Genomic DNA, 14,113 nt, shown 5'->3' with positions numbered 1-14,113 from the left:
ACTGAGAAATACCCCGGAACGTTCGTTGTTGCAGCAGGTTGAAGACTGGTGGAGTAGGAAAAGTCTCTTTAATTCGTAAAATTTTCGTTACGCTTCGTGCGATAAGTCGTGTTTGCGGTGACTGTCGGGTTTGAAAAGGCCGATGGCTGTCACATAATCTTGACGACTATCTTGCGCGCTGCGCAGAAAATTCCGGCGCCAGACCGCCTCTTCACCTGTTTCGGGCCTTTATATGCGTATCAAAGTCCACTGCCAGAACCGCATCGGCATCCTGCGCGACATTCTCAATCTGCTGGTGGAGTACGGGATCAACGTCGCCCGTGGCGAGGTGGGCGGTGAGCATGGCAACGCGATCTATCTGCATTGCCCGAACCTGATCAACATTCAATTCCAGGCATTGCGACCCAAGTTCGAGGCGATTGCCGGGGTGTTCGGCGTCAAGCGGGTAGGGCTGATGCCCAGCGAGCGGCGGCACATGGAGTTGAATGCGCTGCTCGGTGCGCTGGAGTTTCCGGTGCTGTCGATCGACATGGGCGGCTCCATCGTGGCGGCCAACCGTGCGGCGGCGCAGTTGCTCGGGGTGCGGGTGGACGAGGTACCGGGTATTCCATTGTCGCGTTACGCCGAGGATTTCGACCTGCCGGAACTGGTGCGCGCCAACAAATCGCGAATCAACGGCATGCGGGTCAAGGTCAAGGGCGACATCTTTCTTGCCGACATCGCGCCGCTGCAATCGGAACACGACGACAGCGAGGCCATGGCCGGTGCCGTGCTGACCTTGCACCGCGCGGACCGCGTCGGCGAGCGCATCTATAACGTGCGCAAACAAGAGTTGCGTGGCTTCGACAGCATCTTCCAGAGCTCGAAAGTGATGACGGCGGTGGTGCGTGAAGCACGGCGCATGGCACCGCTGGATGCACCGCTATTGATTGAAGGCGAAACCGGCACCGGCAAAGAATTGCTGGCGCGGGCCTGCCATTTGGCGAGTCCGCGCGGACAGTCGCCGTTGATGGCGCTCAACTGCGCGGGGCTGCCGGAGTCGATGGCCGAGACCGAACTGTTCGGCTACGGCCCCGGTGCCTTTGAAGGCGCGCGTGCCGAAGGCAAGCTCGGGCTGTTGGAATTGACGGCGGGCGGCACGCTGTTCCTTGATGGTGTCGGCGAAATGAGCCCGCGCTTGCAGGTGAAATTGCTGCGCTTCCTGCAGGACGGCTGCTTCCGGCGGGTGGGCAGTGATGAAGAGGTCTACCTGGATGTGCGGGTGATCTGCGCAACCCAGGTCGACTTGTCGGAGTTGTGCGCGCGCGGCGAGTTTCGCCAGGATCTGTATCACCGCTTGAACGTGCTGTCGCTGCACATCCCGCCACTGCGCGAATGCCTTGACGGTTTGACGCCGCTGGTGGAGCACTTCCTCGATCAGGCCAGTCGGCAGATCGGTTGCCCGCTGCCGAAACTGGCACCGGCGGCGATGGACCGGCTCAGTCACTACCATTGGCCGGGCAACGTGCGGCAGCTCGAGAACGTGCTGTTCCAGGCGGTTTCGCTGTGCGACGGCGGCACAGTCAAGGCCGAGCACATTCGCCTGCCGGATTACGGCGTGCGTCAGCCGCTTGGCGATTTCTCCCTCGAAGGCGGGCTGGACGAGATTGTCGGGCGCTTCGAGAAGGCGGTACTGGAGCGACTGTATTCAGAGCATCCGAGCAGCCGGCAACTGGGCAAGCGGCTCGGGGTTTCGCACACCACGATTGCCAACAAGCTGCGTGAGTATGAAGTCGGCAAGGACGCGTCCGAGTGATCACGGCCGGATCGGGTGTTTGCCGCCAAGCGGCATGACACCGCCGGTTTTTCGACTTCGATACATTTCCCTCATCCTCGCAAAATCCCTCAAGTCCTTTGTTTACCGGGCCCTCAGCCGCCAGAAAAAAGTTGGTCTGCAAATTGCTTATGGCTCAGCAGTACAGCGGTGGGCGGCAAACGTCCGGCATGCAGAGGAAAGAGTGTGGACAAGTACCTTTATGTGGCAATGACCGGCGCCAGCCAGAACGCACTGGCGCAAAAGGCTCATGCCAACAACCTGGCGAACATCTCCACCAATGGTTTTCAGCGCGACCTGGAGCAGGCGCGTTCGATGCCGGTGTTCGGTGACAGCTTTCCGGCGCGTGCGTTTGCCATGAGCGAACGGCCCGCCACCGACTTCACGCCGGGCTCGCTGGTGCAAACCGGCCGTGACCTCGACGTCGCCGTGTCGGGCAACGGCTGGATCGCCGTGCAGAACCCTAATGGCGGTGAAAGCTACGTGCGCACCGGCAGCCTCAACATCGATGCCCTCGGCGTGTTGCGTGCCGGCAACGGCATGCCGGTCATGGGCAATGGCGGGCCGATCGCCGTGCCGCCGGAGCAGCAGGTGGAAGTCGGTGAAGACGGCACCATCAGCATCCGTGCGATGGGCGAGGGGCCGCGCGTCATGGCCGAAGTCGACCGGATCAAGCTGGTCAACCCGGACATCAAGAACATGAACAAGGGCCTGGACGGTTCGATTTACACCAAGGACGGCCAGCCTGCGCCGGCCGATGCCAACGTCAAACTGGTGTCGGGTTTCCTGGAGTCGAGCAACGTCAATGCCGTTGAAGAGATGACGTCGGTGCTGGCCCTGGCCAAGCAGTTCGAACTGCACGTCAAGATGATGAATACCGCCAAAGACGACGACCAGGCCATGGCTCGGGTCTTGCAGATCAGCTAATTATCAGAACGTCGCGCCGTAAAACAGGCGCACGAGGAGAATCGAATGCTTCCGGCTCTATGGGTTGCCAAAACCGGTCTGTCCGCCCAGGACACCAACCTGACCACCATTTCCAACAACCTGGCGAACGTGTCGACCACGGGTTTCAAACGTGACCGCGCCGAGTTCCAGGACCTGCTGTACCAGATCAAGCGTCAGCCAGGCGCCCAGTCGACCCAGGACAGCGAACTGCCGTCAGGTCTGCAAGTGGGTACCGGTGTGCGCATTGTCGGCACCCAGAAAAACTTCACCGCCGGCAGCCTGCAAACCACCGAGCAGCCGCTGGACATGGCCATCGACGGTCGCGGTTTCTTCCAGATCCTGCAGCCGGACGGCACCACGTCCTACACCCGTGACGGTACTTTCCACCTCGACTCCAACGGCCAGATCGTCAACGCCAGCGGTTTCGCCCTGGAGCCGGCGATTGTCATTCCGAACAACGCCCAGACCTTCACCGTAGGTCGTGACGGCACCGTGTCGATCACCGTTGCCGGCAACGCCGCGTCGCAAGTGATCGGCAACCTGCAAACCGCCGACTTCATCAACCCGGCCGGTCTGCAAGCGGTGGGCAACAACCTGTTCCTGGAAACCGCCGCTTCCGGTGCACCGCAAGTCGGTACTCCGGGCCTGAACGGTTTCGGCACCACCCTGCAGAACACCCTGGAAACCTCCAACGTCAGCACCGTGGAAGAGATGGTCAACATGATCACCACCCAGCGCGCGTACGAGATGAACTCCAAGGTGATCTCCACCGCCGACCAGATGCTCTCGTTCGTAACGCAGAATCTGTAATCAAGTCTATGAGGCGGCCATGAGGTCGCCTGCAACACCGTGAGGTAAGGGTCATGAAGCGCTTTGTATCTGTTGTGGCATTGAGTGGGGTCGTCTCGCTCGCGGGCTGCGTCGCTCCGACGCCCAAGCCCAATGATCCTTACTACGCCCCGGTGTTGCCGCGCACACCGTTGCCGTCGGCCGCCAACAACGGCTCGATCTATCAGGCCGGTTTCGAACAGAACCTGTACAGCGACCGCAAGGCGTTCCGGGTCGGTGACATCATCACCATCACCCTGAACGAGAGGACCCAGGCCAGCAAGAACGCCAACTCGCAGGTGGCCAAGAACAGCAAGACCGGCATCGGTCTGACGTCGCTGTTCGGCAGCAGTGCGACCACCAACAACCCGATCGGCAGCAATGACCTGAGCCTGAGCGCCAGCTACGAAGGCGACCGCGCGACCAAAGGTGACAGCAAGGCCGCCCAGGGCAACACCCTGACCGGCTCGATCACCGTGACCGTTGCCGACGTGCTGCCCAACGGCATCATCGCCGTGCGTGGCGAGAAGTGGATGACCCTCAACACCGGCGACGAGCTGGTGCGGATCGCCGGTCTCGTGCGGGCCGATGACATCGCCACCGATAACACCGTGTCCTCGACCCGGGTCGCCGATGCGCGCATCACCTACTCGGGCACCGGTTCGTTCGCCGATGCGAGTCAGCCAGGCTGGTTCGACCGTTTCTTCCTCAGCCCGCTGTTCCCTTTCTAGGTGGCTACGTTGAATTTCAGAAGTCTCATGGTGGCCGCGTTCCTGTTGTCGGCGGCCTTCAATGCACAAGCCGAACGGTTGAAGGACATCGCCAGCATTTCCGGCGTGCGTTCCAACCAGTTGATCGGCTATGGCCTGGTGGTCGGTCTTAACGGCACTGGCGACCAGACCACGCAGACCCCGTTCACCCTGCAGACCTTCAACAACATGCTCTCGCAGTTCGGCATCAAGGTGCCGCCGGGATCGGGCAACGTGCAGCTGAAAAACGTTGCGGCGGTATCGGTGAGTGCCGATCTGCCGGCGTTCGCCAAGCCGGGTCAGCAGGTCGATATCACCGTGTCGTCCATCGGTAACTCCAAGAGCCTGCGCGGCGGCACTCTGTTGCTGACCCCGCTCAAGGGTATCGACGGCAACGTCTACGCCATCGCTCAGGGCAACCTGGTGGTTGGCGGTTTCGACGCTGAAGGCCGTGACGGTTCGAAGATCACCGTCAACGTTCCGTCGGCCGGTCGCATCCCTGGCGGTGCGTCGGTCGAGCGTTCGGTGCCGAGCGGTTTCAACCAGGGCAACAGCCTGACGCTGAACCTCAACCGTTCCGACTTCACCACCGCCAAGCGCATCGTCGACAAGATCAACGACATGCTCGGCCCTGGCGTGGCCCAGGCCATCGACGGCGGTTCGATCCGTGTGACCGCACCGCTCGATCCGAGCCAGCGCGTCGACTACCTGTCGATCCTGGAAAACCTCGAAGTCGATCCGGGTCAGGCGGTGGCGAAGGTCATCATCAACTCGCGTACCGGCACCATCGTCATTGGCCAGAACGTGAAGGTGTCGCCGGCCGCCGTGACTCACGGCAGCCTGACTGTGACCATCACCGAAGACCCGATCGTCAGCCAGCCGGGCCCGCTGTCCAACGGCCAGACCGCCGTGGTACCGCGCTCGCGGGTGAATGCCGAACAGGAAGCCAAGCCGATGTTCAAGTTCGGCCCGGGCACCACTCTCGACGAGATCGTCCGGGCGGTGAACCAGGTCGGCGCAGCGCCGGGTGACCTGATGGCCATCCTCGAAGCACTGAAGCAGGCCGGCGCGTTGCAAGCCGACCTGATCGTGATCTGAGGACGGCGACCATGGATATGCGCAAAAGCGGTCTGGTCAGCAGCAGCGATTCGGGTTCGTACTCCGACCTCAATCGTCTGAACCAGCTGAAGGTCGGCGACAAGAACAGCGACGGCAACATGCGCAAGGTTGCGCAGGAATTCGAATCGCTGTTCCTCGGTGAAATGCTCAAGTCGATGCGTTCGGCCACCGAAGCGCTGGGCCAGGACAACCCGCTCAACACGCCGGCCGCCAAGCAGTATCAGGAAATGTACGACCAGCAACTGGCGGTTTCCATGTCCCGCGAGGGCGGTGGTATCGGTCTGGCCGACGTGCTGATCAAGCAGATGTCGAAGAACAAACCGATGGCGCCGGGCGAGGCTGCGGCCGCATCCGCCGCCAAGCAGGAAGAAGCCAAAGCCAAGGCCGCTGCCGTAGCCACGCCGATTGCCGCCGGCACCGTGGCCACCAATGGCCCGTTGTCGCGACTCAACGGCGAGCGTCCACTGTGGGCGTCGCGTTCGGTGCATGCGCCGAACACCGAACTGACCCATCGCAATGACATGGAAATGATCAACCAGCGTCGTCTGGCGTTGCCGCCGAAACTGGCGGATCGCTTGCTCGCAGGTCTGGTGCCGTCGGCCACGCCGGCAGCGGCCACTCAACTGCCGCAACGCGCCACGACCGCCGCTGTCACCGGTTCCGGCCCGCTGTACAACGGCGACTGGCTGGACCGTGCCGAGGCAGACAAGGCTTCCGGCGGGCAGATGCAGATTTACGGCCGAGCCATGGCGCAGATCCCGCTGGCACCCGCCAAGCGCGCGTTCAGCAATGCCGACCAGTTCGTCAACACCATGCTGCCGATGGCCCAGGAAGCCGCCGCCCGCATTGGCGTCGATCCGCGTTATCTGGTGGCTCAGGCTGCACTGGAAACCGGCTGGGGCAAATCGGTCATGCGCGCCCAGGACGGCAGCAGCAGTCACAACCTGTTCGGTATCAAGGCGAGCAGCAACTGGAAGGGCGATTCGGCCCGGGCGATCACCAGCGAGTTCCGCAACGGGCAGATGGTCAAGGAGACGGCCGAGTTCCGTTCCTACGCCTCGTACAAGGACAGCTTCCACGATCTGGTGACTTTGCTGCAGAGCAATAATCGCTATCAAGATGTGCTGAAGTCGGCCGATAACCCAGAACAGTTTGTACGCGAATTGCAGAAGGCCGGTTACGCGACCGACCCGAACTACGCGACGAAGATTTCGCAGATTGCCAGGCAGATGACGGTCAATCAGAACTACGCTGCGGCCGGCGTTCCAACAACGCCCTTATAAACACAAGGTAAGGTTTGAATCATGAGTTTGCTCAATATCGGGATGTCGGGGTTGAACGCGAGTTCTTCCTCTCTGGCTGTGACAGGTAACAACATTGCCAACGTCGACACCGCCGGTTATTCACGCCAGCAAACCGTGCAGGGCACCAAGTCCTCGATTCAGTACGGTAACGTGTTCATCGGTACCGGTACGACCCTCGCCGACGTGCGTCGGGTGTACAACTCCTACCTCGAATCGCAGCTGCACACCGCCACCTCGCTGAGCAGCGAAGCGGCCGCCTATGGCGCGCAGGCGACAGCGCTGGACGGTTCGCTGTCCGACACCAACACCGGCCTGACCGGCGTGTTGCAGAAGTTCTTCACCTCGATGCAAGGCGTATCGACCTCTGCCACCGACGACACTTCCCGTCAGTCGGTGCTGACCGGCGCGCAAGCCCTGACCAGCCGCTTCAACGCACTGGCCAAGCAGCTCAACGACCAGAACACCACGCTCAACGGCAACCTTGGCGACATGGCGGCCCAGGTCAACAAACTGGCCACCTCGATTGCCAATCTCAACCAGAAAATCGGCGAGATTTCCACCAGCGGCGGCCAGCCGAACGATCTGCTCGACACCCGTAACGAAGCCGTGCGCCAGCTCTCCCAGCTGGTCGGCGCGCAGGTCGTCGAGCGCGGCACCAGCTTCGACGTCTACGTCGGCAGCGGGCAGCCGCTGGTTGTCGGTAACACCACCAATACCCTGAGCACCGTGCCGAGCAAGGATGACCCGTCGCGCATGGGCATCCAGATGGATCGCGGTTCGAGCACCATCGACATCACTTCGGTGATCAGCGGTGGCGAAATCGGCGGTCTGCTGAGCTATCGCAAGGAAGTGCTCGACCCGTCGCTCAACGAGCTGGGTCGTGTGGCGCTGGTGATCGCCGATCAGGTCAACCGCCAGCAAGCCCAGGGCATCGACAAGAACGGTGACTTCGGCGCAGCGATTTTCAACAACATCAACAGTGCCGCGCTGATCAGTCAGCGCAGCATTGCCCAGGCGGGCAACAGCGCGGGTTCGGGCAACCTTGACGTGACCATCAAGGACACCGGCAAGCTGACCACCAACGATTACCAGGTCACTTTCACCAGCGCGACCAACTACACGGTTAAGCGCTCGGACGGCACCGACATGGGTTCGTTCAGCACCACGACCACGCCGCCTCCGGTGATCGACGGTTTCACCCTGGCCCTCAATGGCGGTGCTCTGAGCGCAGGTGACACCTTCAAGGTGACTCCGACCCGTGGCGCGGCCTCGAGCATCCAGACCGTGCTCACCGACCCGAAGAAAATCGCGGCGGCGGCACCGTTGACCGGCGTGGCCAGCACCAATAATTCCGGCACCTACACCCAGCCGACGCTGACCGACACCATCGATATCTACAACCCGATTTCCCAGGCCGAGTTGCAGAACGCGCTCAAGTATTCGACTCCGGTCAAACTGGTGTTCGGTGCGGTCGCCAGCGGCAGCCAGTCGTACAACATGGTCGACGCCAAGGGCAACACCATCGGCTCCGGGACCATCGTGCCGGGGCAGGCCAACACCCTGAACCTGAAGATCGGCATGGTCGACTCCACCGGCGCACCGGTGATGGATACCAGCGTCACGCCGAACGTGCAGAAAACCTTCACCGTGCAGACCACCGTGGGCGCGACGCCGAAAGCCGGCGAAACCTTCACCATGAGCCTGACCGGCGCGGCGTCTTCGGACAACCGCAACGCCCAGGCACTGGTTGGTCTGCAGACCAAGCAGACCGTGGACACCGGCTCGGGCAGCAAGGGCATCAGCCTGACCGACGCCTACAACAAGCTGGTGACCAACGTCGGTACCAAGGCCGCTCAAGGCAAGTCCGACATCGAGGCCACCACCGCCATTCTGGATCAGGCGCAGGGCGCGCGTGATTCGCTGTCTCAGGTCAACCTGGACGAAGAGACCGGCAACCTGGTCAAGTACCAGCAGTACTACACAGCGTCTTCGCAGATCATCAAGGCTGCGCAGGAAACCTTCGCCACGCTGATCAACAGTCTTTAAGGAGTCGTAATTCATGCGCATTTCCACCGCTCAGTATTACGCGACGCAAGCTGCTCAATATCAGCGCAACTACAGCAAGGCTGTCGCGACCGCGAACGAAGCCAGCAGCCTGCAGCGCATCAACACCGCCGCCGACGATCCGATCGGCGCCGGTCGCTTGCTCAAGCTCGGTCAGCAGGCCGCGATGCTTGATCAGTACAAAGGCAACATCGACACCACCAAGAGCGCGCTGACCGTTCAGGAATCCACACTGAACTCCATCACCACTGCTTTGCAGCGCGCGAAGGAAATCGGTCTGGCCGCCAACAACGGCATCGCCACCGATAAGGACCGCCAGGCTTACGCCGCCGAACTGAGCCAGATCCAGCAACAAGTGCTGGGCCTGATGAACTCCAAGGATGCCAACGGCAATTACCTGTTCTCCGGTTCGAAGACCGACACCGCGCCGTACTCGCAGAACGCCGATGGCACTTACACCTACAACGGTGACCAGACCCAGATCAACCTGGGCATTGGTGACGGCCTGTCGGTAGCCACCAACACCACCGGTTGGGATGCGTTCCAGCAGACCATCAACACCAGCCGCACCCAGACCACAATGACGGCTCCGGCCGTCGATGACGGTCGCGTGGTGCTGACCAACGGTACGGTCGGCACCGCCGCCACCTACAACGCCAAGTTTACGGCCGGTCAGCCTTACACCGTGGACTTCATCAGCAGCACTCAGCTCAAGATCACCGATGCCCTGGGCAACGACGTGACTTCCGAGGCCAGCCAGAACGGTCTGATCAGCAACAGCAACGGCGCCAACCAGACGGTCAGCTTCCGTGGCGTCGACATGAAGTTGAACATCAACCTCAAGGCTGGCGATACCAACCCGGACGCGGTCATTGCCGGTCATAGCTTCCAGCTGTCGGCTTCGCCGGACTCGTTCACCGCTTCGCGCAGCCCGGGCAACCCGTCGACCGCGGTCATCACCGGTTCCAGCGTGACCAACCAGGCAGCCTACGACGCGGCTTTCCCGTCGGGTGGCGGCGCAGTCCTGAAGTTCACCAGCGCCACCGCGTTCGACCTGTACGCGGCGCCTGTCACTGCCGACAGCAAGCCGATCTCGTCGGGTACCGTGGCTGGTGGCAATGCCACGGCAGCGGGTGTGACCTTCGCCCTCGGTGGCACACCAGCGGCCGGTGACCAGTTCTCGATCCAGTCCAACAACCACCAGACCCAGAACGTGCTCGACACCCTGGGCCAGATGGTCACGGCGCTGAACACTCCGATCGACGGTGATCCGGTGGCCAAGCAGAAATTCCAGGGGGCAATGGAGTCGGCGCTCGGCAACATCGACAGCGCCGCCAACCAGATCGGCAGTGCGGTGACGTCCATCGGTGCCCGCGGGCAGTCACTGGACGACCAGAGCACCACCAACCAGAGTCTGCAGCTGGCAAACGCCACCACCCAGGGCACGATCCGTGATTCGGATCCGGCCGAAGTGATGACCCGCCTGACCTTGCAGCAGACCATGCTGCAGGCCTCGCAACTGGCGTTCAGCAAAATCTCCCAGCTGGGCCTGTTCAACAAGATCTGAAGCCTGAGCGGGCGCGCAAGCGCCCGCTTGCTCTGATCGCTCTGTATCATTTGTCTTTTTCTGCGGTTTCAAAGGGCTCGCTGTTCCGGGCGGGTTCCCGCCGCTTGCGAGTCCGCCGTGAATTCACTTCCTCTTGTCAGCCTCGTCATTCCTGCCTTCAATCCGCGCTTCTTCGAGCGGACATTGAACAGTGCTGTCAGCCAGACTTACAGCCCTCTGGAAATCATCGTCTGCGATGACAGTCGGGGTTGCGAGATCGAACGCATCGTCGCGTCGGTCATCGAGCAGTCCGGCGTCGAGGTGCGCTACGTGCGCAATCCGCGCACCCTGGGAATGATCGGCAACCTCAAGGCGTGCCTGAGTCAGGCGCAGGGCGAGTTCATCAAGTTCCTGTGCGACGACGATCACTTGTATGCCGACTGCATCCGGCAGCAGGCCCAGGAGATGATGCGTGAAGAGGTCAGGCTGGTACTGGCCCAGCGACTGTTCTGGGATGCGCAGGACATCATCCTGCCCGCGCGCCTGGAAAACACATCGTTGTCGCCGCACAGCGGTCTGTTCAAGGGCGACGATCTGCTGGGCATCTTCGAGAAGTTCCCGGTCAACGTCCTCGGTGGATTCACCAACGCACTGTTCCGGCGTGCCGACGTTGAAGAGCTGTTGCCGGCGCTGACTCAGGAAGGTCACTGCTTCGTCGCGTCGCTGGACTTTGCCCTGTACGTCTGCCTGCTGCGGCGCGGCAATCTGGCGGTGTCCAACAACGTGCTCAGCGCCGAGCGGCTGTACCCGGAACGCCTGAGTGCGCAACAGCCGATGAAAGACGCGCTCGAGGTCGAGCGTGAGTGGATGCTGCAGATGCTCAAATCGCGCAGCGGCGAAGCGGCGCCGGCGCCGGGATGGGTTCGCTATGTCCCGCTGAGCAAGGCCGATGAGTCTCCGCGGGTCTGGGAAGAGCTGCCGCTGAGTCGCACCTTGGGCTCCAAACAGAGCCGCCAGGAATGGAGTGTCGGCATCGACAGCTGGAGTTTTGCCGAGCTCTACGCGCAGTGGCTCAACTGCCGGGTACTGACCGAAGGTCAGCGCACGTTGCTGCCGGAAACCCTGGCCGGCTGGTCGCATCAACCCCGGATCGTGCCGATCGTCATCGACGGGCAGGGCAGTCGTGACAGTGTCGAACGCACGCTGGCATCGCTTGCCGCTCAGGATTATCCGCCGGAGCTGATCCTTGTCCTGTCCGCCTCGTGTACCGAAACCGAGCTGGACGGGCGGGTGTTCCGCATGCCTTTGCAAGAGGACGGCATGGAGCAGATCAATGCGCTGCTGCCGCAACTGGCGGGAGCCGACTGGTTCTACCTGCTGCAGGCGGGTGATCGGCTGGTGGCGCCGGCGTTGCTGGTCATGGCCGAGCGCATCGTGCATTCCCCGTCACTGAAATGTCTTTACAGCGACGAGGGCAGCTTGCGTAACGGGGAGTCGGCAGAACCTGCGTTCAAGCCGGATTTCAACCTCGACCTGATGCGCAGCTACCCTTATGTCGGCCGGGCACTGGCGTTCGAGCGTGAACGTTTTCTGGCGCTCGGTGGTTTTGCACCTGACTTCGCTCAGCTCGCGCCGCACGATGTGTTGTGGCGTCTGGTGGAGAACGATGGCACACAGGTTGTCGGTCACATTGCCGAGGTCATGCTGGAGTCGCCTTTCGACCTGTCCAAGTGGCTCGTGGCCCCGGGCGTCCTCGAACAGAATCCGCGCGTGCTCGAAGCGCATCTGCAGCGTCTTGGCCTGGCCCACGACATTCGCCGTGGCAGCTGCGAGCTGCTCAATCGCGTCGACTACCATCACGCCTGGCGTCCGCTAGTGTCGGTCATCATTGTGACCCGGGACCAGACCGCCGCCTTGCAGCGTTGCGTCGAGACGCTGCTGGAAAAAACCGCCTACACCGAGTACGAGCTGCTGCTGGTCGATAACGGCAGTACCAGTGCCGAAGCGCTGGCTTGGCTGGACGGCATGGCGCAACTGGGCAGCGACCGGGTTCGCGTGCTGAGCTTTGCGCAACAGGGCAATGCAGCCGCCACGCACAACTTTGCGGTAGGGCAGGCCCGCGGCGAATACGTGCTGATGCTCAATACCTTTGCGGTGATCACCCAGTCCGACTGGCTGGACGAACTGCTCAATCATGCGCAGCGCCCGGAAGTCGGGGTCGTCGGCGCCAAGTTGTACAATCCGGACGGTTGCGTGCTGCATGCCGGACTGATTCTGGGCATGCAGGGCGCCGTGGGGTTGCCTTTCTATGGTCAGTCGTTGCAGGCGGACGGGTACATGTTCCGCTTGCAGGCGGTGCATGACCTGAGTGCGGTCGGCGGTGATTGCCTGATGGTTCGCAAGGCTGTCTACGAAGCTGTCGACGGGCTCGACGAGCAGGATCTGGCGCAGGCCCTCAATGTGGCGGATCTTTGTCTGCGCGTCGGCCGGGAAGGTTATCTGGTGGTCTGGACACCTTATGCCATGCTGGCCCTGGGGACGCGGCCGACGACCGAGGCCACGGCAGAAGAAGAGCAACTGCAGATTCAGGAGCACGAAACGTTCTACAAGCGCTGGCTGCCACTGATTGCGCGCGATCCTGCGTTCAACGTCAATCTGGCGGTGCAGGGTGTCGGTGCGACCAGCTTCAGTCTGGAACCAGGCTTGCGTACCGGCTGGAGTCCGTTTTCGCGCAAGCAGCTGCCGAATGTGCTGGCGGTGCCTATCAACGCTTCCGCCATCGGTCACTATCGCATCAGCCAGCCGATGATCGAGCTGGAGGCGGCCAATCGTGCCGAAGGGCGGATTTGCTACGGTTTGCCTTCGATCATCGACATCGAGCGCCAGGCCCCCGATGTGATCGTATTGCAGGGGCGCTATTCGGAAAGTGCCATCGATGAAATTCCACCGCTGAAAAACTTTTTCAACGCCCGGCGGATCTACGAGCTCGATGACTATGTCATCGATGTCCCTCATCGCAACGCGCACATTCGCAACATGCCGAACAAGCAGGAAATGGAGCGGCTGGTGCGGCGGGCGATCGGTCTGTGCGACCGGGTGGTCGTTTCTACTCAGCCGCTGGCCAATGTCCTGTCGGACATGCATCACGACATCCGGGTCGTACCGAACATGTTGTCGCGACACTTGTGGACCGACTTGCGCAGCCAGCGTCGCACCTCGAAAAAGCCACGGGTCGGCTGGGGCGGCGGCACCAGCCACCACGGTGATCTGGCGGTGATTGCCGATGTGGTCCGTGAACTGGCAAACGAGGTCGACTGGGTGTTTTTCGGCATGTGCCCGGATGACTTGCGTCCGTACATGCATGAATTCCACGGCGTGATCCCGCTGGATGTGTATCCGGCGAAACTGGCCAGCCTCAACCTTGACCTGGCCCTGGCACCGCTGGAGTTCCACATCTTCAACGACTGCAAGAGCAACTTGCGCCTGCTGGAGTACGGCGCGTGCGGCTACCCGGTGGTCTGCACCGATACCGAGGCCTATCAGGGTTACCTGCCGTGCACCCGGGTCAAGACCAACTCCACCGAGGAGTGGCTGCAAGCGATCCGCATGCACCTGGCTGATCCGGATGCCAGTTACCGCATGGGTGATCAGCTGCGTGAAGTCGTACTGCGCGATTACGTGCTGCGTGGCGACAACCTGCGGTACTGGGAAAACGGCTGGCTGGCGGACTGACCGGCACTGC

General features: G+C 61.8%; 9 protein-coding genes. All 9 read left to right on the top strand.

The genetic code is table 11. The features are described 5' to 3' along the window. Positions 1–232 precede the first annotated feature (232 nt). The 9 genes from L6D82_RS12720 to L6D82_RS12680 all read left to right on the top strand — a co-directional run bounded on the left by L6D82_RS12720 (position 233) and on the right by L6D82_RS12680 (position 14,103). The gene (locus L6D82_RS12720) at positions 233–1,795 is read left to right on the top strand and encodes a sigma-54-dependent transcriptional regulator (RefSeq protein ID WP_236189291.1); all 1,563 of its coding nucleotides are present in this window, start codon (positions 233–235) and stop codon (positions 1,793–1,795) included. 204 nt (positions 1,796–1,999) lie between these two features. After that, complete coding sequence (locus tag L6D82_RS12715; protein WP_007958343.1) at positions 2,000–2,740, top strand: flagellar basal body rod protein FlgF; 741 nt, start codon at positions 2,000–2,002, stop codon at positions 2,738–2,740. A gap of 45 nt (positions 2,741–2,785) precedes the next feature. Next, positions 2,786–3,571, top strand: coding sequence for a flagellar basal-body rod protein FlgG (flgG, locus tag L6D82_RS12710; RefSeq protein WP_007958342.1), 786 nt, complete (start codon positions 2,786–2,788; stop codon positions 3,569–3,571). A gap of 53 nt (positions 3,572–3,624) precedes the next feature. Beyond that, positions 3,625–4,320, top strand: a complete 696-nt coding sequence (flgH, locus tag L6D82_RS12705; protein WP_085605729.1) for a flagellar basal body L-ring protein FlgH — start codon at positions 3,625–3,627, stop codon at positions 4,318–4,320. A gap of 27 nt (positions 4,321–4,347) precedes the next feature. Then, the gene (locus L6D82_RS12700) at positions 4,348–5,436 is read left to right on the top strand and encodes a flagellar basal body P-ring protein FlgI (RefSeq protein ID WP_039765528.1); all 1,089 of its coding nucleotides are present in this window, start codon (positions 4,348–4,350) and stop codon (positions 5,434–5,436) included. An 11-nt stretch (positions 5,437–5,447) separates the two neighbouring features. Next, positions 5,448–6,740, top strand: a complete 1,293-nt coding sequence (gene flgJ, locus L6D82_RS12695) for a flagellar assembly peptidoglycan hydrolase FlgJ (protein ID WP_134022238.1) — start codon at positions 5,448–5,450, stop codon at positions 6,738–6,740. A gap of 21 nt (positions 6,741–6,761) precedes the next feature. After that, complete coding sequence (gene flgK / locus L6D82_RS12690; protein WP_236189290.1) at positions 6,762–8,807, top strand: flagellar hook-associated protein FlgK; 2,046 nt, start codon at positions 6,762–6,764, stop codon at positions 8,805–8,807. A gap of 13 nt (positions 8,808–8,820) precedes the next feature. Then, positions 8,821–10,392, top strand: a complete 1,572-nt coding sequence (locus tag L6D82_RS12685) for a flagellar hook-associated protein 3 (RefSeq protein ID WP_236189287.1) — start codon at positions 8,821–8,823, stop codon at positions 10,390–10,392. Between the two features lie 117 nt (positions 10,393–10,509). Continuing rightward, positions 10,510–14,103, top strand: coding sequence for a glycosyltransferase (locus L6D82_RS12680; RefSeq protein ID WP_236189285.1), 3,594 nt, complete (start codon positions 10,510–10,512; stop codon positions 14,101–14,103). Positions 14,104–14,113 lie beyond the last annotated feature (10 nt).

The sequence above is a fragment of the Pseudomonas paraglycinae genome, assembly GCF_021601625.1.
Taxonomy (GTDB): Bacteria; Pseudomonadota; Gammaproteobacteria; order Pseudomonadales; family Pseudomonadaceae; genus Aquipseudomonas; species Aquipseudomonas paraglycinae.
This window is presented reverse-complemented; position numbering and strand designations above follow the sequence as displayed.